Raw genomic sequence first — 26,792 nt, 5'->3', positions numbered from 1 at the left:
ATCGCCGCACGCAAGCCCGACCAAGCCGAGACGCTCGCAAGGTCGCATATTCAGGAAGCTTTGAGGTCACGTCTGAAATTGCTGCAGCATCGTTAGCATCAGCCCGCATGCCTTTCGACGACACCTGCGCAATGGCTTGTAGTTTCGAATCCCCGTGAACAACGGACGGCCCTGTGGTGTCCAACGGTAACGTCCGGATCGGGTCAGACTCTGAAGCTTCCTGTAAAACCCTCTCTTTCCCCTTCGTGCCATACCTCGGGCATGACTTTCTCTCGCGACACCACCGCCATTGTTGAGATCACTCCCGTCTCAGTTCTAGGTGAGAGGATGCTTAGGGAATACGAGCCTGACTCGAACGATTCTCCCAGAAGCCAAACGGTCAAGTGTATCTTTGATCACTTGGGCGATCTCTGGCTCAATGCCCGGAATGCGCTCGATTTGGGGAGCCATGGCTCTAAGCTGCTTGAGGCTCGTGATCTTGGCCTCGTCAAGAGCCTTCCAAGCGCTCCCAGGCAACTGCAGACCTTCGAACCGATCACCGGATCCCTTAGACATCGGAAAACTCCTGGCTATCAATCAGGGGGATGCGAGGCGTACCCGTCGATCTTAGACGCTTGAGCCAGGCGCTTTATTCCCGCGGGGGATGAATTTTCCAGCATTGAGCAGCAGCCCGCCGTTCCCTCTTCATGCCATATCCGTCGGCATGACCTGCTCTCGTCAGGGACCTAGGCGTCAGCACATCCCACTTCCACAACCAGCGAGAGGGCCATCCGCAGCACAACCTGACCGCTCTCGTCTCTTACGCTGACCACGAAGGAGCGAAAATTCCCATCCGGAAGCGCGTCCTTTGCCATGTCAGGCAGAGCTTTCTGCCCTTCGGTCTTGGCCGTCTCGATACTTTCGAGCTCCATCCCCACCTCATCAGGGAAGAAGCGTTCGCCGTCATAGGTGTCGAAGAAAAAGCGAGGCATCCGCACTCCAGAATCACGCGACCGTAGCTGACAACGAGGGAACGCCCCCTTTGTTCATGGATCTGTGTGACAACCCGCAGCAGGAATGCGAGGCCCGCGCACGGCTTCGACTACATTTACGGGCGTGATTTCGACGAGAGCACAGCCATCTTTGGTGAGTATGAGAGTGCTTCGACAGGATGCCCCCGTCATATTTGCATTGTCTTGAGGCAGAAGCGCATGTCACTGTTCTCCTCGACAAAGCGAGCGCATGAAGAGGACCCACGTGGCAGATTTGATATTCGTTCCCGAGCAGGTGCTGGATGCGAGGACCTTTGACGCCTTGCGCGATGCCGGTGCGGATGAGAATTCGGCGCGCGCGGCAACGCGCGCCATGCTTCACGCATCGCGCCTTGGAATCGACAGTCATGGCGTCCGGCTCACATCCCATTATGCGAAGGTTCTCCGCGGCGGGCGCGTGAATCCGACACCTCAGATGGAGACGCGCCGCACGGCTGCTGGCTCCGCCATTCTCGACGCCGACAACGCTCTTGGTCATGCGGCAGCCTATGCCGCCATGAACCTCGCCTGTGACATGGCGAAGGAAGCCGGCGTTGCCGCTGTTGGAGTCGTCAACTCCTCGCATTACGGAGCAGCCGGGGCCTACGCTCTTGCCGGAGCGGAGGCCGGTCTCATCGCTGTCTCGATGACGAACACCGATTCCGTTGTTGCTTTGCACGGGGGAGCACAGCGTTTCCACGGCACCAACCCCATTGCCGTCGGTGCTCCCGTGCCGGGTCACAGGCCGTGGCTGTTGGACATGGCGACCTCTTCCATTCCGTTCAACCGGGTTCTGCTCTACAGAACACTTGGCCGATCTTTGCCTGAAGGGGTTGCCGCTGATCAGTCGGGCCAGCCGACACAAGATCCCAACGATGTCGAGATGTTGATGCCTCTCGGCGGCATCGACTTCGGTTTCAAGGGAGCTGCCCTGGCAGGCTTCGTGACCCTTCTGTCAGCCGTTCTGACCGGCAGCACCTTGGATCATCTCATGATCCGAATGGCCGAGACTGACGATTTCAAAACGCCCCGGCAGATGGGGCACTTCTGCCTTGCCATCGACCCGGATCGGTTCGCGGGCCGGGCCCTCTATGAGGCGGCAATCACGCGCTACCTGGCCGATCTCCGGGCAAGCGCAACCAGTCAGGGACAGAGCGTCATGGCGCCGGGCGACAGGGAATGGGCCGTCGAGGCCGAGCGCCAGCGCACCGGCATTCCAGTGGATCCGGAAACAGCAAAATTTCTCGGTGTCGGATAAATCCTCTTTCCCAGATCAGGTGCACACAGGCATGCCGATCCGCTCATCGCGCTGGCGCAGCCAGGAGATGACCGGAATGCTGAGGATCACCATCCAGGCCTTACCGATGATCTGAGGCAGCAGGAACTGGAGGCTGCCGAAGGCCAGGAACAGGAACACCATGCTGTCGATGACCAAGCCCACGACGCTGCTCGCAACCACCGCAAGAACGAGGCCACGCTTCTGCAGAGGCGTGTAGACTGCCAGATCGGCCATTTCGGACAGCAGGAAAGCAGTTGTCGACGCGAGAATGAGTGGCGGCGGAGCAAATACGACGGAGAGGATCGCCCCGATTCCAATGGCAGCCAGGGCCCAGTAGCGCCCCAAGCGGCGCTGCACGAGGTCGCGCAGAACAAGCGCAAGACCGACCACGAGCACGCCGCTGGGGGCCGAGATACCCGGTGCGACAGGGATGAGACAGGGACCATCCGGAACGCAGGTTGTGCCGACATTGCCGACAAGCCAATTGGCTGCCGGAATACAGGCGGCAAAACCTATCAGAACGGCAATTCCCTCGATCCTGCGGCGCTTATCCGGAGTCATGGTTCGGCTCATCCTTGTGTGAGTTCATCACAAGCGGTTCGAAGGGGCAGTCTAACACCTCAATGTGCCAGCACCGAGCGTCCCTCTTCCGTCAAGGTCGCGCTGTTGAGTGTCGGCTCGGACGGGTGCGGTATGGGGCGCACGATCTGGGTCGGCTCGAACGCCTGCGTGGCGAAACGCGGCCTGTTGCGCAGATCCATGAGCGCGCGCAATTCCGTAGCCGGAAGATCCATCGGCTTCGCGTCTCGCCAGCGCCTGCGGAACTTGGGCTGCCGGGAAAAGAGACTCCAGGCGCTCTTCACCTCTTCTTCGACCTGCAAAATGATCCGTCCGGAAAAGGATTTCCGGAGATTGAAACGCCCCGTCAGAGCCATTGTCTTATTCCTTTTTGAGTTTCTTCGACCCGCCGCCCGATTAGCCGATCGAGGTCGCCAAAGGCTTAAGACATAAGGTAAACGATAGCGAATGAGGGCGATGAGAGCATTTTGCTCTCAGCATCCTCTGTCGCGCATCGAGACGTCGGGATGAGGAATAATTCCCCTACGATCACATCACAGCGCCAACCTGCCAGGGAACGAACTCCAGATCGCCATAGCCAAGGTCTTCAGATTTCGTGTGTTCGCCCGATGCCACACGCAGAAGCGTGTCGAAGATCTCCGCGCCTTTCTGCTCGAGAGAAACTCCATCGAGGATGTCGCCGCAGTTGATGTCCATGTCTTCCTGCATGCGACGGTAGATGTCGGAGTTGGTTGCGAGCTTCAGCGATGGCACGGGCTTGGCTCCGAAGGCGGAGCCGCGTCCGGTTGTGAACGCGATGAGGTTTGCCCCACCCGCCACCTGACCGGTGGCCGCCACCGGATCGTAGCCGGGCGTGTCCATATAAACGAAGCCGTGCTCCTTCACCTGCTCGGCATATTCGTAGACGGCGCGCAGGGTCGAGCGCCCTCCCTTCGCCGAGGCGCCAAGCGATTTTTCCAGGATCGTCGTGAGGCCGCCCGCCTTGTTTCCGGGAGACGGATTGTTGTTCATCTCGCCGCCGTTGCGTGCGGTGTAATCCTCCCACCAGCGGATCCGGGAGACGAGCTTTTCGCCCACCTCGCGGGCCGCCGCGCGCCGAGTCAGCAGGTGCTCGGCACCATAGATTTCCGGCGTCTCGGAGAGGATGGAGGTGCCGCCATGGCGCACCAGCAGGTCGGATGCGACGCCAAGAGCCGGATTGGCAGTCAGGCCCGAATAGCCGTCGGAACCGCCGCATTGAAGCGCGAGGACCAGTTCGGAGGCCGGACGCGTCTCGCGCTTCGCGCGGGCTGCGATGGGCAACATGTCACGGATACCGGCGGTGATCGCTTCGACCGTCTTGCGCGTGCCGCCCGTCTCCTGGATCGTCAGGGTCCGGAAGGTATCCGTCTCCTCCAATCCATATTCTTTCTTCATGCGCCCGATTTGAAACACCTCGCAGCCGAGGCCGACCATCACGACGCCGGCAAAGTTCGGATGGCTGGCGTAGCCCCATTGGGTGCGGCGCAGAATGTCGAACCCCTCGCCATAGGCCGCATGTCCGCAGCCCGTGCCGTGGACGATCGCCACCACACCGTCGATGCCAGGGTAGTCCTTCAAGACGCCCAAACGCTCGATTTCCGCTGCGGCAAACCGGGCGACCGATGCCGAGCAGTTCACGGAGGTCAGGATGCCGAGATAATTCCGCGTGCCGGTTTTCCCCGACTCGCGCCGATAGCCCTCGAAGGTAGCCCGCATCTCCGGCGGCAGCAGATCGTCATCGTGAGCGTCCACGCAGAAAGCGTAGTCACGCTCGAAATCGTGGAGGCCCACATTGTGCTCATGCACCCATTCGCCGGGAGCGATGTGAGTTTTGGCAAAGCCAATGATCTGGCCGAACTTACGGATCGGCTCACCCTCGCGGATCGGCTCGATGGCCATCTTGTGGCCACGCAGAATGCGCTCACGGGCGGTAAGGCCGGAGACGGTATCGCCCTGGTTCACGAGATCGATGGCGATGGCGACGTTGTCGTCGGCGGAAAGACGGATGGTGCGGGGGGATGTCATGGTCATCTCATAAAATTAGTCGTTTTCATCAAATCTCGCCATACACCTTGTCATCTCCCGAGACCCATCTGCCGCGGCAGCCAGAGGGTCAGTTCAGGAATGTAGGTGATCGCGATCAGGGCGAGCATCAGGGGCACCAGCCAGGGCAGGATCGCCATGGTCGTGCGCTCGACGGAGAGTTTCGACACCCTTGCCAGCACGAACAGAACCATGCCGAGCGGCGGATGAAGCAGGCCGATCATCAGGTTGAGGGTCATGATCAATCCGAAATGGACCGGATCGATGCCGAGCTTGAGCACGATGGGCAGCAGAATCGGCACCAGGATGGTGATTGCCGCGATGGTGTCGATGAAGCAGCCGACGAACAGGATAAGGATGTTGGCCAGCAGCAGGAACACCCACTTGTTCTGCGTGAAGCCCAGAATGGCATCCGATAGAAGCTGTGCCGCCTGGCTGACGGTCAGAAGCCAGGCGAAGATCGATGCGGCCGTGACGATGAAGAGCACCGAGGCGGTGGTTTCGATCGTGTCGAAGGTCGCCTTGGCGAGGCTCCTGAATGTCATCGAGCGGTAGCGCACGAGGCCCAGGAACAAGGACCAGATCACGGCGGCCACGGCGGCCTCGGTCGGGGTGAAGAGGCCCAGCGTCATGCCGCCGATCAGGATGACAGGAGCCATCAGGGCCATCACGGCCGAGAAGTCGAAATACCAGTCGAGGGCCAGGAGCACGACAAGCGCAATGCCGATGGCGACGTTGGTGGAGAGCCCGGCCTGAACCATGAGCCAGACGGCGACCGGAAAGGCGAGCACGATGATGACTTCGATACTGGCACTGCCGAGTTGACGCCAGGAGAATGGCGTATCCGAGCCCCAGCTGTTCTTGTAGGCGAAGTAGGCGACGGTCGCCATCATCATGAGCGTCATGACCACGCCAGGGATGAGCCCGCCCAGGAAGAGCGCGCCGATCGAGACATTGGCCATCATGCCGTAGATCACGAAAGGCAGCGACGGCGGAATGATCGGCCCGAGCGTTGCAGACGCCGCCGTAACGCCGACGGAGAACTCGGTCGAGTAGCCATGGTCCTTCATGGCCTTGATCTCGATCGTGCCGAGCCCTGCCGCATCGGCAATGGCCGTGCCGGACATGCCCGAAAAGATCACGGAGCCGACGATGTTGACTTGGCCCAGCCCGCCCTTCATCCAGCCGACAAGGGCGACGGCAAACGAATAGATGCGGCCGGTCACGCCGGCGATGTTCATCAGGTTGCCGGCCAGGATGAAGAACGGGACCGCCAGAAGCGGGAAGCTCTCGACGCCGGCGATCATGCGCTGCGCCACGATGACGTCCGGCACCACGCCGGTGGCGAGAATGTACAACAGGGAGGCGACCGCCATCGAAACGGCGACGGGCAGCCCGAAAACCATGAGGACAAGAAAGGAGCCTAGCAAAATGAGCATCAGGTTTCTGCCACGAGAGGAGCATCAAAAGCTTCGGGCCGTTCAAGAACGGAGTAGCCGCGCCGCCAGTTGGCCACAGCCACCTGGATCGAGCGGAAGCACATCAGCAGGAAGCCGATGAAAACGAAGGCGTAGGTCAGGTTCTTCGGCAGATTGATCGTCGTCATCTGCTCGTCTCCGATGATGCTCATGAAGCGCCAGGTCAGGACAGCGCCATAAGCAAAGAAAGCGAGGCGAGCGAGGTCGACGACGGTCGCCAGGATGCGTCCTACCAGAGGTGGGACATAGCGATAGACGAAGTCCACATGGATGTGCCGGCTCATGCGCACACACATGGCGGAGCCGATGAAAACCAGCGCCACGTTGAGGTTGGTCGCGATCTCTTCAGTCCAGGCGAAGGAATCGTTCAGCACGTAACGGGTGAAGAACTGCACGAAGACGGCGAGCGCCATGGCCCAGAACAGCGCCAGCGCCAGCCAATCCTCAAAAGCATATTCGGAGAGATCGACGGGCGCGTGCTCGCTTTCGTCGAAGGTTTGCGCCAGTTCCTCGGCGCTCACTTGGCTATGGACTTCAGTCGTCATCCGGCAATGATCCTCGTCCTCGAAATCAGGGCGCGACAACCCGGCAGGTCAGCCGGTCGGTCAGGAGAAGGGGCCGCCTCACGACGGCCCCAGAGGTGTCACAGCCCTTCCGACTTCAGCGCCTGGATCTTGTCGTAATCGGACTTCCGGTAGCCGAGGGACTCAAGGCTGACGTTCTTCATCACTACGTCCTTGAACTCGTCCTTGTTCACTTCGGTGACCGTGAGCCCCTTCTGCTTGAAGGTTTCGATCAGCTCCTTCTCCTTGGCCTGGATCTCGGCCGAGGCGCGCACAGCGGCCTCCTGGGCGACGTCGTTGAAGATCTTCTTGTCTTCATCCGAGAGCTTGGCCCAGAGCTGTTTCGAGATGATGGTGGCCAGGTGGTCGACGATGTGGCCGGTGAGCACGATGTGCTTCTGGACCTCGTAGAACTTCTTGGCCTCAATGGTGGTCAGCGGGTTTTCCTGAGCATCGACAGTACCATTCTGGAGGGCGAGGTACACCTCGGCGAAGGCAATCGGCGTCGTGTTCGCACCGCAGGAGCGCGGCATCGCCAGATAGGCGGGAGCATCGGGCACGCGGATCTTGAGACCCTTCATCTCGGCGCAGGTCTTGAATGGCTTGTTCGTCGAGGTGTGGCGCACGCCGTAATAGGTCAGCGCAACCATCTGGTGTCCGGTCTTGTCGGAATATCCCTTGGCGAGCTCCTTGAAGACGTCGCTCTTCGCAAAAGTGAGCAGATGGGAAGCGTCGCGGAAGATGTAAGGATAGTAGCCGATGCCGACCGGCGGATAGCTGCGGGCAGCGAAGCTCGGGCCGGAGATGATCATATCGACGGTACCGAGCGACAGGCCCTGGTTGATATCGCTCTCCTTGCCAAGCTGCGAGGCTGGGTAGACATCAATCTGATAGCGGTTATTGGTGCGCTTCGCGATTTCCTGCGCTGCCCAGACGGACTGCGTATGGAAGGGTTCCGAAGTTTCGTAGACGTGGGCCCATTTGAGCTTCGTCTGCGCACTGGCGGGCAGCGCAGGCAGGGTCAGGGCAACGGCGGCCGTCAGGCCAAGCATAAGGCGGCGGGTCACGGAAGGCATGCTGGCGTTTCTCCCAAAGCATCCGGCTCTTCGTCCGGTTCATGAGCATGAACGAGCAGGTTCGCTCGCGGTGAACCCGACAAGACGATGGCGTCAGCCTGCCGGATCCACTAACATGTTAGCGCCATGACAATGATCGACAAGGCAGAACAATATAGCTTTCTCGAGCCCCTCGAGCGGGGACCGCGCGGGAACACGACGGAGCAGGTGGAGCGCTCGCTTCGTTCCGCCATCGTTGCTCTCGACTTCGCACCGGGCGAGTTCATCGACAAGGGCCTCGTCTGCGCCAGGCTTGGCGTTTCGAGATTTCCGGTTTCGGAGGCTCTCGCGCGCCTGGCAGCGGAAGGGCTGGTGGAGATCCTACCCCAGCGAGGCACGCGCGCCGCCCGCATCCGTCTGGCCGAGATCAAAGAGTCCATGCTGATCCGCAACGCGCTGGAAGCAATAGTGGCGGAGACGGCGGCTCGACGCCTGCCCTCCCCGGCTCTCACTGCCCTGAAAAAGAATCTGCAGGCACAGGAGAAGGCGGTGGCGAAGGGTGACAGGGCTGGCTTCCACGCCCTCGACCTCGCGTTCCATGCTATCCTGGTGGATAGCCTGGAATTGCCGCGGATCGCGGCCGTGATTGAGGCCTCGCGCGCCAATATCGACCGGGTTCGTCGGCTTCTTTCCTCCCCGCGACGTCATGCCGTCACGCTGGCCGAGCACCGGGACCTGCTCAAAGCGCTGGAGGCTCACGATTCCGAGGCCGCACGCCGCGCCATGGAATCCCATCTGGAAGCCGTGATGGACGAGCTGGAGCACTTCTCGTCCGAGTACCCGGAGGTCTTCGCGCCGCGGTGATGGCAGCCCCCTGCTTTCAGCGCCGTCCTCGATCTCTCAGATAGATCCGGGCCGCGTTGTTGCCGAGAATGGCGGCTTTCTCCGTATCGGAGAGGCCGGCGATCAGATCCTGTGTCGTATTCCTCCAACGCTCATACCCGCCAGCAAGATTGACGACGGGCCAGTCACTTCCCCAGAGCAGCCGCTCAGGCCCGAACACCTTGAGAAGATGGTCGACATAGGGGCGCAGATCATCGACCGCCCACTCCGCCTGGGCCTCCGTCACGAGACCGGAGAGCTTGCACACGGTGTTGGGACGGGCCGCCATGGCCGCAATGTCCGCCCGCCATGGATCGAGCAGTCCCTCCCGGATGAAGGGCTTTGCTCCATGGTCGACGACGATGGAGAGATCCGGGTAGCGGTCCGCCACCACAAGCGCTCGGGACAGATGACGGGGCAGGACAAGGGCATCGAACACCAGCCGCTGTTCGACAAGGGTGCGAAAGGCAACTGCCAAATCCGGGCGTAGAAGCCAGTCATCGTCGGGAATGTCCTGCACCATGGGACGAAAGCCGACGATCAGGGGATTGGCTGCCAGTCGTTCTATCGTTTGGGCGGCGTCCGGATCGGAGAATTCGACCCAGCCGACCACTCCAGCCACAAAGGGAGCGGCTTCAGCGGTCTCCAGCATGAACTCGGTTTCCGCCACAGTCGGCGCCGCCTGCACAAGGATCGTCCGGTCGATACCGTGGCGAGCCAGCAGAGGCTGGAGATCCTCCGGGCCGTAGTCGCGATAGAGCATCTCGACGTCAGGGCTCATCCAGAAATAATCGCCGCGACTGACACGCCAGAAATGCTGATGAGAGTCGATCCGCATCATTGAGCCTCGCTAAGCTGCCGGACCTCCGCGGCGTGTCGTTATGGTCTGCATCATTCAGAGCGGACGACGCCCTTCTTGAGGATGATGTTGCCGTAGAGCCTAGCCTCCCCCGTCGAAACGATGGCATAGGCCGCCTTGGCCCGCTCATAGAAGGCAAAGCGCTCAAGGGCAGCGAGACGAAAGCCCGCCCCCTCGTGACGGGCAATGATGGTGCGAAACTCATCGAAGATCGGCTGTTCGGCCTGCGGATCTCCCACGACCTCCATGCGCCATGCGGCTTCGGGCACGAAGTCGTCGAGGGGCATCACTGACAGGATCGCGTCCGTCACGGCTGTCGCGCTCAGCCCATCGAGCCTCACGAGACGCTGCGCCATGGAGGCTGCAGGAAAATTGGCATCGACCACGGCGATCTCATCGCCGTGCCCCATCGAACGGAGCACCATCAACAGTTCAGGGGACAGGAGAGGATTGAGGTTCTTCAGCATGGCGGAGGCTCCACGAACGTCGACTATCCCGGCTTGTACTCACGTGTCGCCTCAGGATCCTCGGTTGAGAAGGACAAGGAGGCCAGCTCATCCCACACCTCCTGAGGAATCGGCCAGCGCGCCCATTCAAGTGTCTGCTCAACCCGCTCAGGCCGGCTCACTCCGCAAACCGTGGAGGTGATCCGTGGATCACGCATCGAGAACTGCAGGGCCGCGGCACCGGGCGGAACGTCGTGCTTGGCACAGACCGCCTCGACACGCCGGACCGGATCCAGCATCTCCTCGGATGCCTCTTGATAGACATAGCGCCGGTACGAGCTTGAGCCTTTGGCCAGAACGCCGCCAGCATAGGGAGCCGCATTCAAAACTGCGATGCCCTTGGCGCAGGCGAAGTCGATCATGGCGTGCGCGTTGCGGTTGGTCAGGGTGAACCGGTTGTGCGTGATCAGCACGTCGAAATCCCACTCGTGCAGGAGCGGCATCATGATGTCCACCGGACCGGCGGCAAGCCCGACGGCGGTCGTCAATCCCTCCTCCTTCATCCTGAACAGTTCCGGAAGGGCTCCCTGAGGGCCGGTGACTTCCTCCAAGGAGGTGGTGTGCTCCGGATCATGGAGATGAAGAATATCGACGCGATCGAGGCCGAGCGCCTTCAGGCTCTCCTCCAGCGAGCGCCGGGCCCGGGAGGCGTCGAAGCGATTTGTCTCAGGGTCACGATCCAGTTTGGTCGAGACGACGAACCCTTGAGGGAGGCCGCCCCGTTCACGGACAGCCTCGCCGATCCGCTCCTCGCTTCGCCCGAACCCGTAGATCCGGGATGTATCGAGAAAGTTCACAGGACTTTCGAAAATGGCCTGGATCGTCTTCTTGGCCCGCTCCTCGTCGACGCCATAGCCATAGGTGTCGGGCATATCTCCCAAGGATGACGTGCCGAAGCAGATATTCGATACGGCAAGATTCGTGCGTCCCAGCTTGGTCTTTCCGATTGGGTCGTCCGCCATACGATCACTCCGCTCGTCCCTGGCCTTGTTGGCGTTGTTTACTCAAGCTATGGCGTATGCTCAAAACCGGCAAGGCGGAGAAGCGTCGAGGGACGAATACATTACATCATGAAGGCTGCTATTGCCCTGTTCCGCTCACAGGTTTGTTGCTCATGCGGTGCAGAAATCATTTCAGTTGCCTCCCTCCACTCTTCATGAATATCATCCTCTCAAAAGAAGAAGCCTCCCCGGTTACAATCCGATCCGGCCCCTGCGGACCGAGAAAATTGGATGGAGAGGCTCTAGGTCGTCGGGGGCCGACGATTGGGAGGAAATATGCGGGTCCAGGGCGACGTCCTGCTCTTTACCGCAGTAGCCTGGTGTCTTGAGCGCGCCTGCGTGGTCACGCGCCGGTGTCCCGGTACTGTTGATCCTGCATGGGCGGCGCCCATCAAGTCTGACCGGGCGGGAAGCGCCTCATGACCCCGCTCGTCACGATCCGGAATTTAGACAAGGCTTTTCCCGGCGTGCAGGCGCTGAAGCAGGCGCGCTTTGAGCTTCTCCCCGGCGAGGTCCACGCTCTCATGGGGGAGAACGGCGCGGGCAAGTCGACCCTGATGAAGATCCTCGCGGGCATCTACCAGAAGGATGCCGGCGAGATCCGCATCGAAGGCGCTTCCGTCGATATCCCCTCCCCCCGAGCGGCACAGGACCTCGGCATCAGCATCATTCATCAGGAACTCAACCTGATGAATGATCTCACGGCTGCCCAGAACATCTTCATCGGCCGCGAGCCCAAACGCGCCCTTGGCATTTTCCTTGATGAGGATGCTCTCAACCGGAATGCCGCCGCCATTTTCGAGCGCATGCATCTCAGGCTCGACCCACGCGTCGAAGTCGGCAAGCTCACGGTCGCCAAGCAGCAGATGATCGAGATCGCCAAGGCCCTGTCGTTCAGGTCCAAGGTCCTGATCATGGACGAACCCACCGCGGCCCTGAACAATGCGGAGATCGCGGAGCTGTTCAGGATCATCCGGCAGCTCAAGGCCGAGGGCGTGGGTATCGTCTATATTTCTCACAAGATGGACGAGCTGAAGGAGATCTCCGACCGGGTCACGGTCATGAGAGACGGTGAATATATCGGCACCATGCCAACGGCCTCGACCTCCGTCGACACCATCATTTCCATGATGGTCGGGCGAAGCCTGACCGAGACGAAAACGGAAGTTCCGGACCTGCTGAAGCATGATGTCGTGCTCGAGGTGAGAAACCTTCGGCGAGATCCTGCAATCCGAGACGTGAGTTTCAGTTTGCGCAAAGGGGAAATTCTCGGCTTCGCGGGTCTGATGGGCGCCGGACGCACAGAAGTTGCCCGCGCCATCTTCGGCGCCGATCCGCTCGATGGTGGCGAAATCATCGTCCGAGGCCGACCGGTGAAGATCCACTCCCCAAGAGACGCCGTGCGCCTAGGAATCGGCTATCTCTCCGAAGACAGAAAGCGCTTCGGGCTCGCGACCGGCATGGATGTGGCAACCAATATCGTCATGCCTTGCCTGAACCGTTTTGTATCCCTTCGCGCATTTCTAAAAATGCGCGAGATCAAAGAGACGGCACGCTCCTATATCAAACAGCTGCGGATCAAGACGCCCTCTGAGACCCAGGAAACCCGGCTTCTGTCAGGCGGAAACCAGCAGAAGATCGTGATCGCGAAATGGCTCGCAAGGGACTGCGAGATCCTGTTCTTCGATGAACCGACGCGCGGGATCGACGTCGGTGCCAAGAACGAGATCTACAAGCTCCTGAACACGCTTGCCGCCCAGGGCCGTGCCATCGTCATGATCTCGTCCGAGCTGCCGGAAATCCTGCGCATGAGCCATCGCATCGCCGTCATGTGTGAAGGGCGGCTGACCGGCGAGCTGCCGGCCGAAGGAACTACCCAGGAAGATATCATGCGGTTGGCCACACAACGGCGTAGCGTAACGGCCGTCACCGCGAACACGGCGACTGAAGGGACAATGACGTGACGACCATTGCAGAGCAGGAAACCCGGGCTGTCATCAAGTCCGCCGTGTTGAGCCAGGGAGCCTGGCAGAAAATTCTTGCCTTCGCCAGTCTGATCGCGCTCATGGCGGTGTTCAGCATCGCCTCCGAGAACTTTCTGCAGAGAGACAATCTCATCGGCATTCTTCAGGCGACAGCCGTCAACGGTGTCCTCGCGGTCGCTGCGACCTTCGTGATCATTACGGGCGGGATCGATCTGTCGGTGGGCACGCTAATGACGTTCTGCGCGGTGATCGCCGGCGTCTTCCTGACCTATTGGGGACTGCCGATGCCTGTCGGCATCTTAGCGGCGATCGCAGCGGGCGCTCTGTGCGGCTCCATCTCGGGAGCCATCATCGCCAAGATGAAGGTACCACCGTTCATCGCGACGCTCGGCATGATGATGCTGCTGAAGGGACTGGCCCTCGTGATATCGGGGACGCGGCCCATCTACTTCAACGATACGCCGAACTTTCCGATGATCTCGCAAGAGTCCCTCATCGGCACCATTCTGCCGTTTCTTCCCATTCCCAACGGCGTTCTTATCCTCTTCGTTGTTGCGATCGTCTCAAGCATCGTTCTCACCCGCACCGCCTTGGGCCGCTATACGTTTGCCTTGGGTTCCAACGAGGAAGCGGTGCGCCTGTCCGGCGTGAACACGGACTTCTGGAAGATCATCGTCTACACGGTCTCCGGCGCGATCTGCGGTATTGCCGGTCTCATCATCGCCTCACGCCTGAACTCCGCGCAGCCCGCGCTTGGACAGGGATATGAACTCGACGCGATTGCCGCGGTGGTCATCGGCGGCACATCGCTCAGCGGCGGCCGCGGCACCATCCTGGGAACGATCATCGGCGCGCTGATCATCAGCGTTCTCACGAACGGACTGAGGATCCTTTCGGTCGCCCAGGAGTGGCAGACCGTCGTAACGGGGATCATCATCATCCTCGCCGTTTACGCCGACATCCTGCGCCGCAAAGGCCAAGGGTAACCCCTATCCCTCAAGTCACTTAAGGAGAACAAGCCCGGCTGAACCAATGACAATCCGGCACACCCACCCCAACAGAATGCCGGAGCCAACGAACGATGATGTCCAGGAGGAAAACATGTTGAACAGACGCACTCTGATCGGTGCCATCGGCATCGGAGCTCTTGTCGGTCTCGCGGGGCCGGCAGCCGCTCAGGAAACCTATATCCCACTCATCTCAAAAGGGTTCCAGCACCAGTTCTGGCAGGCCGTCAAGGCGGGAGCCGAACAGGCCGCCAAGGACTACAAGGTGCGGATCACCTTCGAAGGCCCGGACAGCGAGACCATGGTCGACAAGCAGATCGACATGCTGTCGGCGGCCCTCGCCAAGAACCCGCAGGCCATCGGCTTTGCGGCTCTCGACAGTCAGGCGGCCATTCCCCTCCTGCGGAAGGCGCAGGCCGCCAAGATCCCGGTGATTGCCTTCGACTCGGGCGTCGACAGCGATATTCCCCTCACCACCGCAGCGACCAACAACATCGCAGCCGCAGCGCTCGCAGCCGACAAGATGGCTGAGTTCATCGGCGGCGAAGGGGACATTGCCCTTGTCGTCCACGACCAGACCAGCCGCACCGGCATCGACCGGCGCGACGGCTTCGTCAACCGGATCAAGGAAAAGTACCCGAAGATCAACATCGTGAGCGTCCAGTACGGCTCCGGCGATCACCTGAAATCGACGGAAATCACGAAGTCGATTCTGCAGGCTAACCCGAAGCTCAAGGGTATCTTCGGAGCCAACGAAGGTTCCGCCATCGGCGTCGTCAATGGCGCCAAGGAGATGAACCGCAAGATCGTCATCATCGGCTACGATTCCGGCAAGCAGCAGAAGCAGGCCATTCAAGAAGGCCTCATGGCAGGCGCGATCACCCAAAATCCTGTCGGTATCGGCTACAAGACCGTCGAGGCTGCCGTGAAGGCGCTCAAAGGAGAGAAGCTCGACAAGGTAATCGACACCGGCTTCTTCTACTACGATAAGTCAAATATGAGCGATCCGAAGATCTCGGCTGTTCTCTACGATTGATATGCCGAAGCCGTGGAGAGGGCCAGGACCCTCTCCACTCTTGTCCACCCCAAGAGGATCCTCCAGACCACCTGTGCGGGTAGTCTGGTGTGCTCCCGCACTCCGATTGGTAAACCGTCCCTCCATAATCAGGCTCCCCTAAACCGGGCATTTCCGCTCGACCAACTGAGGAGCTGATGATGATCACGGTGATCGTGCGCTTCCCCCTGCCTCAGGATCTCTCATCTGAGACTGTAAGGACCGTCTACGAGCACTCCGCGCCCCAGTTTCAAGGAGCGCCGGGCCTGATCCGAAAATACTACCTGCATGGAGCGGATCAGACTGGAGGTGGCGTATACCTTTGGGAGAACCGGGAGGCTGCCGACAACATGCACTCCGAGACTTGGCGGCGGCAGATTGCGGAGCGCTTTGGAGCCGCCCCTCAGATCGAGTACTTCGATTCGCTCTTCATCATCGACAACACTGCCGCAGCCATGCCCGAGCAGGCGGCATCACTGGAACCGAGCCGGAACGGCCGGAGGGTGCCTACAAGGTCATAACTGGCCACCGTGAGGATCGTGTTTCGGATGACGCCAGCAGCCGTCGGCCAAGGGTGATCCGGGCAGCCCCTATCCGGATTTTCACATGCGTTCTTGCCGAGCTGAGAGCAAATAATGTCCCTGGAGCCGGTGAAGAACAGGGAGGTGCCTCATGACACCCCGATCGGTCGGCGATGAATCCAGCGCCTCTAGGTTGAGAGGATGGTGGATCGTGGTTGCTGCTTTGGGAGGCTTCCCCATACCTGTCCAGGCTCAGGCGCAAGTTTCCGGATGCACGCTGCAGCGTTCAGGCTCTCCCACCAGACAAGTGTTGCGCTGCCAGGACGGCTTGCAGCTTGAGGCTGAACCTGGTGCCGACTACGCGCTTGTGGACCGCGACAGAGACGGACGTCCGGACGAGGTCAACTTGCGTAATCGCGCGCTTCTTATCGAAGCGGAACCTTCGTCCAGAGGCGTCGGATTTCAGGTCCGGACCCCCGTGGCCATCGCTGCGGTACGCGGCACGCATTGGGCCGTCGATGTGGCGGAGGGGAAGACAGCCGTCTTTGTGTTGAGCGGCCGCGTAGCGGTCAGGCGCTCCAATGCCCGTACAGGCGTCGAGCTGGGCTCCGGCGAGGGCGTGGACGTTGATTCCGGAAGAGCGCCATTGACGGTCAAACGCTGGCCCACTGCACGAGCCAATGCTCTCTTGGGGCGTTTCGGACGGCAAATCCGGTGATGGACGCCCGACGCCAATCATCCACTCTCTTGGCAATGATTCTGGCAATCCTGTGGGGCGGCAGCCTGGCCTTGTTTCATTGGCGCGGCGACATCTCGGTTCTCGACCGCATCGAAGCTCCACTCACGGATCTTCGCTTTCTCGTCCAGGGGCCGAGGATAGCGCCGGATGTCGTCGTCATTTTGGCCATTGACGACGAGACGGTACAGCAGGCCGGCTCGTACCCGCTTCCCCGTAGCGTGATTGCTCGGCTCGTCGAGGAACTCGGACGGTTGGAGCCGAAGGTTGTTGCCATTGATCTTCTTTTCGTCGACCCCGGTCCACCAGAAATGAACCAAGCCCTTGCGGCCGCCCTTGCGGGAGCACGGGGCGTTCTTGCGGCTGCCGGGATTTTCGACCGCCCGATCCAGACCGTCTTCAGCTATGACAGCAGTGAACTTGATCGGATACCGATAGCGCGGAACCTCTTCCTCCCTGTCACGCCTCTGCGTCAGGTTGCAGCGGTTGGCGCAGTCAACGTCGCGACGGATCCTTCGGGCGTGCCGCGGCATGTCCCCCTCCTGGTCCGTACAGGCGATCAGCTCCTGCCATCGTTTCCGCTGCGAGCGGCGTCTATCGCATCCAACCAGAACCCTGTGATCGAACCCAACCATATCGAACTCGACGGCTCTTCGATCAGAACGGATCTTGGATATTCGCTGCCGCTTCGTTTCTACGGCCCACGCGGCTCGATCCGCACAATCTCCGCGACCGAGCTCCTCAAGGGCGACCTCAAGGCAGAGGCGGTACGCGGCAAGATCGTGGTGATGGGGGCGACGATTACCGGAGGCGGTGACGTTTTTCCGACACCCTTCGACCCCGTGATGCCCGGCGTGGAAGTCATGGCGACCGCCATTGCGCACCTGACGACCGGCGATGGATTGATCAGAGATCGGCGTGTACGGCTCGTTGACGTGGCAATGGCCATCACTCTGCCTGCGCTTGCCGTGCTGCTTCTGGCATGGCAGCGCAGCACGCTCAGCTTTGCCATCATCGCGCTTGTTGCTCTTATCTGGATCGGACTGACGACTGTCGCCTTCATCTACGGCATTTGGCTCAGCGCGACCCTCCCTCTGGCCGCCACCGTACCACCGGCCGTCTTGTTCGGTGCCACACGCCTTTGGCTCGATCGACGGCGGGCAGAAGAACTCGCCCGAGAGAGCCGCACGTTGCGGCATTTTCAGCCGCCGAGCCTAACCGATCGACTGAAGCGCGATCCGGACTTTCTGATACAGCCCCTCCGGCAGGAAGCAGCTCTCATCTTCATTGATCTATCCGGCTTCACAGGGCTGAGCGAGACTCTAGACCCCAATGAAATCCGGGAAGTGCTCAGGGAGTTTCACGAGTTGGTCGACCAGGAGGTCGTGCGGTGCCATGGTCTTGTCGCGAGCTTCATGGGAGACGGCGCCATGATCATCTTCGGTCTCCCCGAGCCTGATCCGCAAGATGCCTGCCATGCGGTCGAGGCCTGCGTTCGTTTATGCTCTCGCACAAATGCGTGGCTCGCAACATTGCCAAGCTCGATTTCCTCCAAACTCGGCTTCAAGATCGGAGCGCACTACGGGCTTATTGTTGCCTCTCGCCTTGGCGGGGACAGTCACCAGCACATCACGGCCACTGGTGACACAGTGAACGTGGCAAGCCGGCTGATGGAAGTCGCGGCTCATTACCACGCGGATGTCGCCCTGAGCGAGGATCTCTTCGATGCGGCGAGAGATGCCTGTTCGGTCTTCGATACAGGTATCCTCGACGAGGCGTTCCAGACATCCATCCGTGGCCGCTCCGGCCCTTTGCAAATCCGACTCTGGAGGAGCGCAAGGCCTGAGGTCAGCCGCAAGGCGTGACTTGTGTGCATGGAGAAAATGGGAAGTGCGTCGACTCTGGCACATGGTGCGGAAAAGCGGGCCGCTGTCCGGGACCTAAGGCTGCCAGGGATCCGATGACGCGGATGGGGAGCCGACAGGAAGCGTGAGCGGCTCAAAAAAGGAGGTGATTGCCGTTCGAAGCCTTTCCGGACCTCACCAGTTCAACGTATTTCACGAACTCTGAATAAGGGATCATGATAATCGGGCGGAGATCCTCTCCCCTTACCTCGATCGTGATTTCATCGTAGTAGCTGGGGAGCATTCCGCTCCAACTGTTCAAGAGTTCCTCGGCAATCCTAAGCGCCTCGCTCTCGGCCGCGGCTACGTCGGGCAGCTCAGTTCCGGAGAGGTCCTCCCTTATCCCAAAATGACCTCGAAGATCGATATAAAAGCGAGGCAAGGCAGCACCTGAGGTTGCCATCTCGAGGCCCGAACTCTTCCTGCCTCTTGGCCATATAGTTTAGTCCCCTGCCCTCCTCTCAGAAATCTCCTCTGAATCATTACCCACACTGCGCCGGCTTCAACTCTCCCTTTTGCCCTTTTGCGAGAGGCTGACGAGCAGCGCGGGCGCCATAAGAGGGAAACGATCAGCCATAATCCAGCATGACTGTAATCAGCGCCCCAAGGGCCAGAAGGCCTGCTGCAAAACCTGTTACGGTCAAGATATTCGTACGATGCTCCGGATCCATTGGTGCCTCTGCGTCTGCCGGTAGCCATCACAACGGACTCCAAGACCTTTTGTCTCAGCGCAGCCCAATCGAACAATGCGCGGTGCCGGGGTCTTGCGACCCTGGTGACGAATTAGCGTTGGCAGTAAAGGCTTTAACTTTCCAAATAAAGCTTGGCAGTTCTATTAAAAGGCTTCTAAAAATAGGCGCAGCTTAGCAATAAATTACGTAGTTTTACCTAATTCTTTCGAGGGAATTTTGGGTTACACACCACCCTATTAATGGGGCCATTAAACGAAACTGACCAATCAATTTATAAAAACACTGCCGTGTACGGGGGCTTACACGGCATGAGCCGCGCTCTTGGTTTCGCTGAGACGCGGCTTTTCTTTTTGAATGCCGCTTTCCTCTGAAGGTGGTTCATAGGTTGCCGCCGGCTGATCTCGTTGAGGTATTGAGCCAGAACCTTCCCGAAGACGCGGAGTTGACGCTCCAGACAAGGAGATGCTCATGCGATTTCGATTGATCCTGCCCTTTGCCGCGATGCTTGCCCTTGCCGCCTGCGGCGACGATGGTCCCGACGAGACCGGCAGCACGGATACGAACAACCCCTCGACCACTGCGCCCGCCAATCCACCCCCCGGCGGCGCCCCAGCCAAGCCGACACAGTAGCTCAAGCATTTCATTCAAGCGCGAGCGCGGAGGGAGGCGTGAACCAACGCCCTCACCGGGCTCGTTCACAATGCGCTAGCCTATGTGAATGCGGACTCGATGCCTTCACGTCTTCCTGGTCGATATCGGACGAGGATGCGGATCGTGCGACGGATTAAACCATTGCCATCGTGTCGCCACAGCAATCATCCTTGATCCGACCCGACACGGGACTTGAACAGGCCTGAGCAACCTCTGCCCTATTAACGCCCGTGTTTATCGCATCTCAATGATGTAGGAAGCGCTGATGCAGCAGGACAGGTTTCACATCGGCCAGCTTGTGCGGATCACCCGCCCCTTCTCCGGATACGCGGATCGCCGTACCTATTGCATAGTTTGTCTCGTTTTTGAGGAAGGCGGCGACCGGCTCTATCGTGTGAAGAACACGGTAGGGGTCGAGCGTCTGGTCAAGGCAGAGGAGATCGAGCCCGCAGCCCTCACGGCGGTGCCATAAGCCTGAATCAGGCTAAGAGCGCCTGCCCGAACGCACACGCGGCCGTATATTAGTCCATGGTATTGGTGGCCTGCGCCTTGCCGATGCCGAACCGGCACGACAGAATACCTCCCACAAAGCTCGACAAGAGCAGCCGGCGATCGACCGGTTAAAAGCGTGGGCCACAACAACCGCGCGATAGAGGAAACGAGGCCAACCCGCAGGCTCCTAAAGCCATGCGGTGTCCAGGGAGGAGACGTCGGTGACGGCGGCTGCGGACTCGCGCGAAGATACGTTCCCCAAACTGCTGGCGCGGAATGCTCGCGTTCGCCCGCAACGAACCGCGTTCCGTCATAAGGATCTCGGGATCTGGCAATCCTGGACCTGGGCGCAAGCTTATGACATCGTCCGCGCCTATGCCTCCGGCCTTCAGGCGCTTGGGGTTCAGCGTGGCGGCAAGATCGCCGTCATCGGCTATAACCGCCCTCACCTCTACTGGACCATTGCCGCCGCCCAATGGCTCGGTGCCATCCCGATCCCGGTCTATGCGGATTCGGTCGCCGAGGAGATGGCCTATGTGCTCGCGCATGCGGAGGTGACGCACGCAGCGGTGCAGGACCAGGAACAGGTCGACAAGTTGCTCGCTGTCTCCGACCAGCTGCCGCGGCTGGAGCATGTCCTTTACGACGAAGACAAGGGCCTGCGCGACTACGACCCCAGCCGCCTGCACTCCATCGCTTCCGTGATCGAGGAAGGACGTGCGCGGCTGACCGATGCCGGTGAAGCCGAAAAGATCGAGCGCGAACTGCAGACCGGCAAAGGCTCGGACCTTGCCATCATTCTCTACACCTCGGGCACCACGGGCCGTCCCAAGGGCGTGATGCTCACCTCCGATGCCGTGATCGCGGCAGCCCGGATCGGCTGCGATTTCGACAATCTCAACGAGACGGACGAGATCATGGCCTACCTGCCGATCGCGTGGGTGGGCGACCACATCTTCTCCTATGCGCAGGCCTTCATCGCAGGGCTGTGCGTGAACTGCCCCGAAAGCCCTGAAACCGTGGCCGAGGATCGCCGCGAGGTGGGCGCTACTTACGTCTTCGCCCCGCCGCGCGTGTTTGAGAGCATTCTCACGCTCACCATGGTGCGCATCGAGGATGCGAGCGCGCTGAAGCGGCGCATGTTCCACTTCTTCATCAAGCACGCCAACAAGGTGGGCGAGAAGATCCTGAACCGGGAGCCCGGCGTCGGCGCGTGGGATCGTCTGCTCTGGCACATCGGCAACGTGCTGATCTATGCGCCTTTACGCAACCGCTTCGGGATGACCCGCGTGAAGGTGGGCTACACGGCGGGCGAGGCTATCGGCCCCGAAATCTTCCGCTTCTACCGTTCCATCGGCGTGAACCTGAAGCAGCTCTATGGCCAGACGGAAGCTTCCGTCTACATCACCATGCAGCCTGATGGCGAAATCCGCGCCGACACGGTGGGCCGCCCGGCTCCTGAGGTCGAGATCCGCATCGCCGACAATGGGGAAGTGCTCTACCGCTCGCCCGGCGTGTTCATCGGCTATTACAAGGATGACGAGAAGACCGCCGAGACCAAGACGCCCGACGGCTTCGTGCATTCCGGCGATGCCGGCTTCTTCGACGCCAACGGCCACCTCAAGATCATCGATCGCGCGAAGGACGTGGGCAAGATGCGGGACGGCTCGCTCTTCCCGCCAAAATACGTCGAGAACAAGCTCAAGTTCTATCCCAACATCAAGGAAGCGGTCTGTTTCGGCGACGGCAAGGATTATGTCTCCGCCTTCATCAACATCGACCTCGTGGCGGTGAGCAACTGGGCCGAGCGGAACGGCGTCACTTACGCTTCCTACCAGGAGCTCGCCGGTCATCCGCGTGTCTACGAGATGATCGAGAAGCACGTGGATGAGGTGAACCGCTCGCTCGCTTCCGAGACACGCATGGGCGGGGCGCAGATCAAGCGCTTCCTCATCCTGCACAAGGAGCTCGATGCGGACGACGGCGAGCTGACGCGCACCCAGAAGGTGCGCCGCGGCTTCATCGCCGAGCGCTATGCGCCTCTCATCCAGGCTCTCTACGACGGCTCACCCGAGGCCGACATCTCGACCGAGGTCACATTCGAGGACGGCCGCAAGGGCGTGATCTCCGCGCGCGTGAAGATCAGGGACATGAAGACCTATCCCGTTGAAAAGACCACTCTCGTCCCGGAGGCTGCCGAATGAGAGCACCCGATCATCCTGTCCTGTCCAAGGGCGATGTGCTCCTGGCCGTCGAGAACGTGTCTCTGGCTTTCGGCGGCGTGAAAGCGCTGACGGATGTTTCCTTCGACATCCGCAAGAGCGAGATCCGCGCCATCATCGGCCCGAACGGTGCCGGCAAGACCTCGATGCTCAACTGCATCAACGGCTTCTATTATCCCACGGAAGGCCGCATCACCTTCAAAGGGATAAAGCGCCCGAAGATGCGGCCCCATGAGGCTGCGCGCGGCGGTATCGCCCGCACCTTCCAGAACGTCGCGCTCTTCAAGAGCATGTCCACGCTCGACAACATCATGGCGGGCCGCTCCATCAAGATGCGGTCGAACTTCTTCTGGCAGCTCTTCCGCCATGGCCCGGCCATGAAGGAGGAGGTGGCGCACCGCCGCTTCGTGGAAGAGATCATCGACTTTCTGGAAATCCAGCACATCCGGAAAACTCCTGTAGGCCGCCTTCCTTACGGCCTGCAGAAGCGCGTCGAGCTCGGCCGCGCTCTCGCCATGGAGCCGGACCTGCTGCTCCTCGACGAGCCGATGGCGGGCATGAACCTCGAGGAGAAGGAGGACATGTCGCGCTTCATCCTGGAGGTGAACCAGCAATACGGCACCACCATCGCGCTGATCGAACACGATATGGGCGTGGTGATGGACCTCTCGGACCGTGTGGTCGTGCTGGAATACGGTCGCAAGATCGCGGACGGCACACCCGACGAGGTGAAGCGCGACCAGCGCGTGATCGACGCCTATCTCGGCGTGGCGCATTGAGGGGCAGCCGATGGACATCCTCTATAAAGTCTTCGTCGAACCCTTCGTCTTCATGGGCGAGGCGCCGGATCTGCTGATCCAGACGCTCTGGGAAGGGTTGGTTTCGGGCGTTCTCTATGCGCTGATCGCGCTCGGCTTCGTGCTGATCTTCAAGGCCTCGGGCGTGTTCAACTTCGCTCAAGGCATCATGGTCGTGTTTGCGGCCCTGATCCTGGTCGGTCTTTACGAAAAAGGCGTCCCGGCATTCCTGGCGCTGATCCTCGCTGCGGCTGCGATGCTGGTGCTGGCCGTCGTCGTAGAGCGAGTGGTGCTGCGGCCTCTCGTGAACCAGCCCGATATCATCCTCTTCATGGCCACTTTCGGCCTCACCTATCTTCTGATCGGCTTCGGCGAACTCATCTTCGGCGGCAACCCGCGCGAGATGATCACGGGCGCCCTCTTCCTGCCCCAGGGCACGACGGAGATCGATGCGCTCGGCGGCTCCATCCGGCTGCAGCATCTCGATATCGCCGCAGCCGTCATCGCCTCCATCATGATCGGCCTGCTCGCGGTGTTTTTCTCCAAGACGCGCATCGGACGCGCGCTTCGCGCGGTGGCCGACAGCCACAAGGCCGCCCTCTCCGTCGGCATCTCGCTCAACCAGATATGGGTCATCGTGTGGTTCGCCGCAGGCCTTGTGGCCCTGGTCGCAGGCATCATGTGGGGCGCCCGCTCGGGCGTGTCCTTCTCGCTCCAGATCATCGCCCTGAAGGCCCTGCCCGTTCTTATTCTCGGCGGCTTCACCTCCATTCCGGGCGCGATCATCGGTGGCCTCATCATCGGCGTCGGCGAGAAGGTCGGCGAGTTCTATTGGGGACCGCTGGTGGGGGGCGGCGTCGAGACCTGGCTCGCCTATGTGATCGCCCTCCTCTTCCTGCTCTACAGGCCGCAAGGTCTGTTCGGCGAGAAGATCATCGAACGGATTTAAGGGAGATCTGACGTGCTCTACCGCGAAGCCGGTCAATTCAAGACGAACTACGTCAGCGACTCCGCCATCTTTCCCTTACGCGAGGACAGGATCGGCTTAGGCCTCATTATCCTGGCGGCCTATGCTCTTGCCTTCCTCGGCAACAGCTTCCTGCTTCAGGCGGTGATGATCCCCTTCCTGGTGTTCTCGCTCGCCTCGATCGGCCTGAATATTCTCACCGGTTATACCGGCCTGCTCTCGCTCGGCACGGGTGCCTTCATGGGCGTGGGGGCTTACGCCTGCTACAAGCTGATGACGGCCTTTCCGGAAGTGAACGTGATCGTCTGGATCTTCGTTTCCGGCTTCTTCTCCGCCGCCGTCGGCGCCCTGTTCGGCCTGCCGTCGCTGCGCATCAAGGGCTTCTATCTCGCGGTCGCGACGCTCGCCGCGCAATTTTTCCTGCAATGGTGCTTCATCCGCATCCCATGGCTCGTGAACTACAACGTCTCGGGGGCACTCGATGCACCGCTGCGCACTCTCTTCGGGATCCCGATCATGGGACCGAATGCCACGCCGCAGGTGCGCTACCTCGTGGTCCTGACCATCGTGATCCTGCTCACCTGGCTCGCCTCGAACCTCGTCCATGGCCGCATCGGACGCATGTGGATCGCGATCCGTGACATGGATCTGGCGGCCGAACTCATGGGCATCCGTCCATTGCAGACGAAGCTCCTCGCCTTCGCCGTCTCATCTTATTACTGCGGTGTCGCGGGCGCTCTCCTCGTCTTCCTCTGGTATGGCGGTGCGGAATACGACGTGTTCAACATCAACCAGTCCTTCTTCATCCTCTTCATGGTGATCATCGGCGGACTGGGCAGCCTCATCGGCTCGTTCTTCGGTGCGGCGCTCATCTTCATCATGCCCATCGTGCTCGGCATCGTGCTGCCCGCGGCTCTCTCGCCCTTCGGCATCGCCGTAGGCGCGGACACCATCGAGCACCTGCGCTTCATAATCGTGGGCGCGCTCATCATCTTTTTCCTGATCGTCGAACCGCACGGCCTCGCGCGGCTCTGGCAGATCGGCAAGCAGAAGCTCCTGGTCTGGCCGTTCCCCTACTGACGGCAGCCTAAAAAGGAGACGGGAATTCAGAAATCCGGTGTGAAGCCGGACAACAACGGGAGGAAACGAAAACATGTCGTTTCGCAAACTGAGCCTTAAACTGGTCGCAGCGAGCCTTCTCGCCGGAACCGCGCTGCCTGCCTTCGCGCAGGATTCGATCTACGTACCCCTTTTCACCTATCGCACGGGCCCCTTCGCGGGCTCCGGCACCTTCATCGCCGACGGCATGCACGATTACCTCGAGATGCTGAACCAGCGCGATGGCGGTATCGGCGGCGTGAAGCTCGTCATTGAGGAATGCGAGACCGGCTACGACACCAAGAAAGGCGTCGAGTGCTATGAGGCGGTGAAGGGCAAGAACCCGGTCATGGTCAACCCATGGTCGACCGGCATCACCCTGCCGCTCATCCCGCGCGCGTCCGTCGACAAGATCCCGATTCTCTCCATGGCGTATGGCCTCTCGGCCTCGGCGCGCGGCGACATCTTCCCCTGGGTGTTCAACCCGCCGGCCACCTATTGGGACGGCATGTCGATGATCATCAAGTACATCGGCGAGAAGGAGGGAGGCCTCGACAAGCTGAAGGGCAAGAAGATCGGCTTTATCCACCTCGATGCCGCCTTCGGCAAGGAGCCGATCCCGCTGCTCCAGGAAATGGCGAAGGAAATCGGCTTCGAGGTGGCCCTTTATCCCGTCGCCGCGCAGGACATGCAGAACCAGTCCTCGCAATGGCTCAGCGCCCGTCGCGACCGGCCCGACTACATGATCATGTGGGGCTGGGGCACCATGAACGGCGCAGCCGTGAAGGAAGCGGTGCGCTCCGGCTATCCCATGGACAAGTTCTATTCAGTGTGGTGGCCAAGCGAGGATGACGCGCGCAGCGGCGGCGCAGGCGCAAAGGGCTTCAAGACGCTCAACTGGCACGCGGTCGGCGCGAACTTCCCGGCCATCCAGGACATCCAGAAGCACGTGGTCGACAAGGGCCTTTCCAAAGCCGGCAAGGACAAGGTGGGCGAGGTTCTCTACAACCGCGGCGTCTACAACTCGCTGCTGATCGCGGAAGCCATCGCCACGGCTCAGAAGCTCACGGGCAAGAAGGCCGTGACTGGCGAGGACGTGCGCCGCGGCATGGAGAACATCAAGCTCGATCCGGCCCGCCTGAAGGAGCTCGGTCTCGAAGGCTTCACCGACCAGCTCGTGCTCTCCTGCGCCAACCATAACGGCCACCGCCCCGCCTTCATGCAGGAATGGGACGGCACGAAGTGGGTGAAGATCTCCAACCCCATCGAGCCTCTGACCGACCGCGTGAAGGCTCAGCTCGATGCCGCCGCAAAGGACTATGCCGAGAAGAACGCCGGCTGGCCCAAGCGCACGGAAGCCTGCGACAAGGCGAGCTGATCTTGCTCTCCA

26 protein-coding genes are annotated in these 26,792 nt (G+C 60.6%); 15 read left to right on the top strand and 11 right to left on the bottom strand.

Going from position 1 to position 26,792, the window contains the following annotated elements; translation table 11 throughout:
• Positions 1 to 725: 725 nt before the first annotated feature.
• The gene (locus tag AA309_RS27070; protein ID WP_047192121.1) at positions 726 to 971 is read right to left on the bottom strand and encodes a DUF6894 family protein; all 246 of its coding nucleotides are present in this window, start codon (positions 969 to 971) and stop codon (positions 726 to 728) included.
• A 265-nt stretch (positions 972 to 1,236) separates the two neighbouring features.
• Between AA309_RS27070 and AA309_RS27065 the strand changes: the two genes are divergently transcribed.
• Positions 1,237 to 2,268 carry an Ldh family oxidoreductase gene (locus AA309_RS27065; RefSeq protein WP_244470510.1) on the top strand — a complete coding sequence of 344 codons (1,032 nt, stop codon included), beginning with the start codon at positions 1,237 to 1,239 and terminating at the stop codon, positions 2,266 to 2,268.
• A gap of 15 nt (positions 2,269 to 2,283) precedes the next feature.
• Here AA309_RS27065 and AA309_RS27060 read toward each other — a convergent pair whose 3' ends face one another.
• The 6 genes from AA309_RS27060 to AA309_RS27035 form a co-directional block, all read right to left on the bottom strand.
• Entirely contained in the window at positions 2,284 to 2,850 is a 567-nt protein-coding gene (locus tag AA309_RS27060) for a VUT family protein (protein WP_047192119.1), read from the bottom strand.
• A 59-nt stretch (positions 2,851 to 2,909) separates the two neighbouring features.
• Complete coding sequence (locus AA309_RS32585; protein ID WP_052955030.1) at positions 2,910 to 3,224, bottom strand: hypothetical protein; 315 nt, start codon at positions 3,222 to 3,224, stop codon at positions 2,910 to 2,912.
• 172 nt (positions 3,225 to 3,396) lie between these two features.
• Entirely contained in the window at positions 3,397 to 4,914 is a 1,518-nt protein-coding gene (locus AA309_RS27050; RefSeq protein WP_047192118.1) for a UxaA family hydrolase, read from the bottom strand.
• A gap of 50 nt (positions 4,915 to 4,964) precedes the next feature.
• Complete coding sequence (locus AA309_RS27045; RefSeq protein WP_047192117.1) at positions 4,965 to 6,371, bottom strand: TRAP transporter large permease; 1,407 nt, start codon at positions 6,369 to 6,371, stop codon at positions 4,965 to 4,967.
• Complete coding sequence (locus tag AA309_RS27040) at positions 6,371 to 6,955, bottom strand: TRAP transporter small permease (protein WP_047192116.1); 585 nt, start codon at positions 6,953 to 6,955, stop codon at positions 6,371 to 6,373. Before AA309_RS27040 ends, AA309_RS27045 begins: the two co-directional genes overlap by 1 nt.
• A gap of 98 nt (positions 6,956 to 7,053) precedes the next feature.
• Positions 7,054 to 8,025 (bottom strand): sialic acid TRAP transporter substrate-binding protein SiaP, encoded by a 972-nt coding sequence (locus tag AA309_RS27035; protein WP_047192136.1) that lies wholly within the window; start codon positions 8,023 to 8,025, stop codon positions 7,054 to 7,056.
• 150 nt (positions 8,026 to 8,175) lie between these two features.
• On the opposite strand from AA309_RS27035, the gene AA309_RS27030 reads away from it, so the two are divergent.
• Positions 8,176 to 8,892: a GntR family transcriptional regulator gene (locus tag AA309_RS27030; protein ID WP_047192115.1), complete on the top strand. Its 717-nt coding sequence runs from the start codon at positions 8,176 to 8,178 to the stop codon at positions 8,890 to 8,892.
• Between the two features lie 16 nt (positions 8,893 to 8,908).
• Here AA309_RS27030 and AA309_RS27025 read toward each other — a convergent pair whose 3' ends face one another.
• Genes AA309_RS27025 through AA309_RS27015 form a run of 3 tightly spaced genes read right to left on the bottom strand, consistent with a single transcriptional unit; the run spans position 8,909 to position 11,237 of the window.
• A complete protein-coding gene (locus AA309_RS27025; protein ID WP_200902062.1) occupies positions 8,909 to 9,751 on the bottom strand; it encodes an amidohydrolase family protein in 843 nt (280 codons plus the stop codon).
• A 50-nt stretch (positions 9,752 to 9,801) separates the two neighbouring features.
• Entirely contained in the window at positions 9,802 to 10,236 is a 435-nt protein-coding gene (locus AA309_RS27020; RefSeq protein WP_047192114.1) for an RbsD/FucU family protein, read from the bottom strand.
• Positions 10,237 to 10,259: 23 nt separating this feature from the next.
• On the bottom strand, positions 10,260 to 11,237 hold the full coding sequence (locus tag AA309_RS27015) for an aldo/keto reductase (protein WP_047192113.1): 978 nt from the start codon (positions 11,235 to 11,237) through the stop codon (positions 10,260 to 10,262).
• A 458-nt stretch (positions 11,238 to 11,695) separates the two neighbouring features.
• Here AA309_RS27015 and AA309_RS27010 point away from each other — a divergent pair, with 458 nt between their 5' ends.
• The 6 genes from AA309_RS27010 (at position 11,696) to AA309_RS26985 (ending at position 18,444) form a co-directional block, all read left to right on the top strand.
• Positions 11,696 to 13,240 (top strand): sugar ABC transporter ATP-binding protein, encoded by a 1,545-nt coding sequence (locus AA309_RS27010; RefSeq protein ID WP_047192112.1) that lies wholly within the window; start codon positions 11,696 to 11,698, stop codon positions 13,238 to 13,240.
• A 5-nt stretch (positions 13,241 to 13,245) separates the two neighbouring features.
• Positions 13,246 to 14,247: an ABC transporter permease gene (locus tag AA309_RS27005; protein WP_047192134.1), complete on the top strand. Its 1,002-nt coding sequence runs from the start codon at positions 13,246 to 13,248 to the stop codon at positions 14,245 to 14,247.
• Positions 14,248 to 14,362: 115 nt separating this feature from the next.
• A complete protein-coding gene (locus tag AA309_RS27000) occupies positions 14,363 to 15,304 on the top strand; it encodes an ABC transporter substrate-binding protein (RefSeq protein ID WP_047192133.1) in 942 nt (313 codons plus the stop codon).
• Positions 15,305 to 15,480: 176 nt separating this feature from the next.
• A complete protein-coding gene (locus AA309_RS26995; protein WP_200902061.1) occupies positions 15,481 to 15,843 on the top strand; it encodes a YdhR family protein in 363 nt (120 codons plus the stop codon).
• Between the two features lie 151 nt (positions 15,844 to 15,994).
• Positions 15,995 to 16,561 carry a FecR domain-containing protein gene (locus AA309_RS26990; protein ID WP_084731705.1) on the top strand — a complete coding sequence of 189 codons (567 nt, stop codon included), beginning with the start codon at positions 15,995 to 15,997 and terminating at the stop codon, positions 16,559 to 16,561.
• Positions 16,562 to 16,596: 35 nt separating this feature from the next.
• A complete protein-coding gene (locus AA309_RS26985; protein ID WP_244470511.1) occupies positions 16,597 to 18,444 on the top strand; it encodes a CHASE2 domain-containing protein in 1,848 nt (615 codons plus the stop codon).
• Positions 18,445 to 18,577: 133 nt separating this feature from the next.
• On the opposite strand, the gene AA309_RS26980 is transcribed toward AA309_RS26985, so the two are convergent.
• Positions 18,578 to 18,886 carry a DUF6894 family protein gene (locus AA309_RS26980; protein ID WP_047192110.1) on the bottom strand — a complete coding sequence of 103 codons (309 nt, stop codon included), beginning with the start codon at positions 18,884 to 18,886 and terminating at the stop codon, positions 18,578 to 18,580.
• A 757-nt stretch (positions 18,887 to 19,643) separates the two neighbouring features.
• On the opposite strand from AA309_RS26980, the gene AA309_RS36015 reads away from it, so the two are divergent.
• From AA309_RS36015 to AA309_RS26950, 7 genes are all read left to right on the top strand, one after another.
• Positions 19,644 to 19,805, top strand: coding sequence for a hypothetical protein (locus tag AA309_RS36015; RefSeq protein ID WP_200902060.1), 162 nt, complete (start codon positions 19,644 to 19,646; stop codon positions 19,803 to 19,805).
• 286 nt (positions 19,806 to 20,091) lie between these two features.
• Positions 20,092 to 20,298, top strand: a complete 207-nt coding sequence (locus AA309_RS26975; RefSeq protein ID WP_047192109.1) for a hypothetical protein — start codon at positions 20,092 to 20,094, stop codon at positions 20,296 to 20,298.
• 241 nt (positions 20,299 to 20,539) lie between these two features.
• The gene (locus AA309_RS26970; protein WP_047192108.1) at positions 20,540 to 22,522 is read left to right on the top strand and encodes an AMP-dependent synthetase/ligase; all 1,983 of its coding nucleotides are present in this window, start codon (positions 20,540 to 20,542) and stop codon (positions 22,520 to 22,522) included.
• Entirely contained in the window at positions 22,519 to 23,319 is an 801-nt protein-coding gene (locus AA309_RS26965) for an ABC transporter ATP-binding protein (protein ID WP_047192107.1), read from the top strand. Before AA309_RS26970 ends, AA309_RS26965 begins: the two co-directional genes overlap by 4 nt.
• Positions 23,320 to 23,329: 10 nt before the next feature.
• Positions 23,330 to 24,286, top strand: a complete 957-nt coding sequence (locus AA309_RS26960; RefSeq protein ID WP_200902058.1) for a branched-chain amino acid ABC transporter permease — start codon at positions 23,330 to 23,332, stop codon at positions 24,284 to 24,286.
• 12 nt (positions 24,287 to 24,298) lie between these two features.
• The gene (locus tag AA309_RS26955; RefSeq protein ID WP_047192106.1) at positions 24,299 to 25,384 is read left to right on the top strand and encodes a branched-chain amino acid ABC transporter permease; all 1,086 of its coding nucleotides are present in this window, start codon (positions 24,299 to 24,301) and stop codon (positions 25,382 to 25,384) included.
• Between the two features lie 73 nt (positions 25,385 to 25,457).
• A complete protein-coding gene (locus tag AA309_RS26950; protein WP_047192105.1) occupies positions 25,458 to 26,780 on the top strand; it encodes an ABC transporter substrate-binding protein in 1,323 nt (440 codons plus the stop codon).
• Positions 26,781 to 26,792 lie beyond the last annotated feature (12 nt).

It is taken from the genome of Microvirga vignae (assembly GCF_001017175.1).
Classification (GTDB): Bacteria; Pseudomonadota; Alphaproteobacteria; order Rhizobiales; family Beijerinckiaceae; genus Microvirga; species Microvirga vignae.
The sequence above is the reverse complement of the archived record's forward strand: the minus strand, read 5'-3'. Positions and strand labels throughout refer to the sequence as shown.

What these genes read in the sequence shown, in the direction of transcription:
- AA309_RS27015 (WP_047192113.1), bottom strand. Translation starts at nt 11,237, where the DNA reads ATGGCGGACGACCCAATCGGAAAGACCAAGCTGGGACGCACGAATCTT.
- AA309_RS27010 (WP_047192112.1), top strand. Translation starts at nt 11,696, where the DNA reads ATGACCCCGCTCGTCACGATCCGGAATTTAGACAAGGCTTTTCCCGGC.
- AA309_RS27025 (WP_200902062.1), bottom strand. Translation starts at nt 9,751, where the DNA reads ATGATGCGGATCGACTCTCATCAGCATTTCTGGCGTGTCAGTCGCGGC.
- AA309_RS26995 (WP_200902061.1), top strand. Translation starts at nt 15,481, where the DNA reads ATGATGATCACGGTGATCGTGCGCTTCCCCCTGCCTCAGGATCTCTCA.
- AA309_RS26975 (WP_047192109.1), top strand. Translation starts at nt 20,092, where the DNA reads ATGCAGCAGGACAGGTTTCACATCGGCCAGCTTGTGCGGATCACCCGC.
- AA309_RS27050 (WP_047192118.1), bottom strand. Translation starts at nt 4,914, where the DNA reads ATGACATCCCCCCGCACCATCCGTCTTTCCGCCGACGACAACGTCGCC.
- AA309_RS26980 (WP_047192110.1), bottom strand. Translation starts at nt 18,886, where the DNA reads ATGGCAACCTCAGGTGCTGCCTTGCCTCGCTTTTATATCGATCTTCGA.
- AA309_RS26950 (WP_047192105.1), top strand. Translation starts at nt 25,458, where the DNA reads ATGTCGTTTCGCAAACTGAGCCTTAAACTGGTCGCAGCGAGCCTTCTC.
- AA309_RS26985 (WP_244470511.1), top strand. Translation starts at nt 16,597, where the DNA reads ATGATTCTGGCAATCCTGTGGGGCGGCAGCCTGGCCTTGTTTCATTGG.
- AA309_RS27020 (WP_047192114.1), bottom strand. Translation starts at nt 10,236, where the DNA reads ATGCTGAAGAACCTCAATCCTCTCCTGTCCCCTGAACTGTTGATGGTG.
- AA309_RS36015 (WP_200902060.1), top strand. Translation starts at nt 19,644, where the DNA reads ATGCGATTTCGATTGATCCTGCCCTTTGCCGCGATGCTTGCCCTTGCC.
- AA309_RS27045 (WP_047192117.1), bottom strand. Translation starts at nt 6,371, where the DNA reads ATGCTCATTTTGCTAGGCTCCTTTCTTGTCCTCATGGTTTTCGGGCTG.
- AA309_RS26990 (WP_084731705.1), top strand. Translation starts at nt 15,995, where the DNA reads ATGACACCCCGATCGGTCGGCGATGAATCCAGCGCCTCTAGGTTGAGA.
- AA309_RS26960 (WP_200902058.1), top strand. Translation starts at nt 23,330, where the DNA reads ATGGACATCCTCTATAAAGTCTTCGTCGAACCCTTCGTCTTCATGGGC.
- AA309_RS27040 (WP_047192116.1), bottom strand. Translation starts at nt 6,955, where the DNA reads ATGACGACTGAAGTCCATAGCCAAGTGAGCGCCGAGGAACTGGCGCAA.
- AA309_RS27070 (WP_047192121.1), bottom strand. Translation starts at nt 971, where the DNA reads ATGCCTCGCTTTTTCTTCGACACCTATGACGGCGAACGCTTCTTCCCT.
- AA309_RS27000 (WP_047192133.1), top strand. Translation starts at nt 14,363, where the DNA reads ATGTTGAACAGACGCACTCTGATCGGTGCCATCGGCATCGGAGCTCTT.
- AA309_RS32585 (WP_052955030.1), bottom strand. Translation starts at nt 3,224, where the DNA reads ATGGCTCTGACGGGGCGTTTCAATCTCCGGAAATCCTTTTCCGGACGG.
- AA309_RS27030 (WP_047192115.1), top strand. Translation starts at nt 8,176, where the DNA reads ATGACAATGATCGACAAGGCAGAACAATATAGCTTTCTCGAGCCCCTC.
- AA309_RS27060 (WP_047192119.1), bottom strand. Translation starts at nt 2,850, where the DNA reads ATGACTCCGGATAAGCGCCGCAGGATCGAGGGAATTGCCGTTCTGATA.
- AA309_RS26965 (WP_047192107.1), top strand. Translation starts at nt 22,519, where the DNA reads ATGAGAGCACCCGATCATCCTGTCCTGTCCAAGGGCGATGTGCTCCTG.
- AA309_RS27035 (WP_047192136.1), bottom strand. Translation starts at nt 8,025, where the DNA reads ATGCTTGGCCTGACGGCCGCCGTTGCCCTGACCCTGCCTGCGCTGCCC.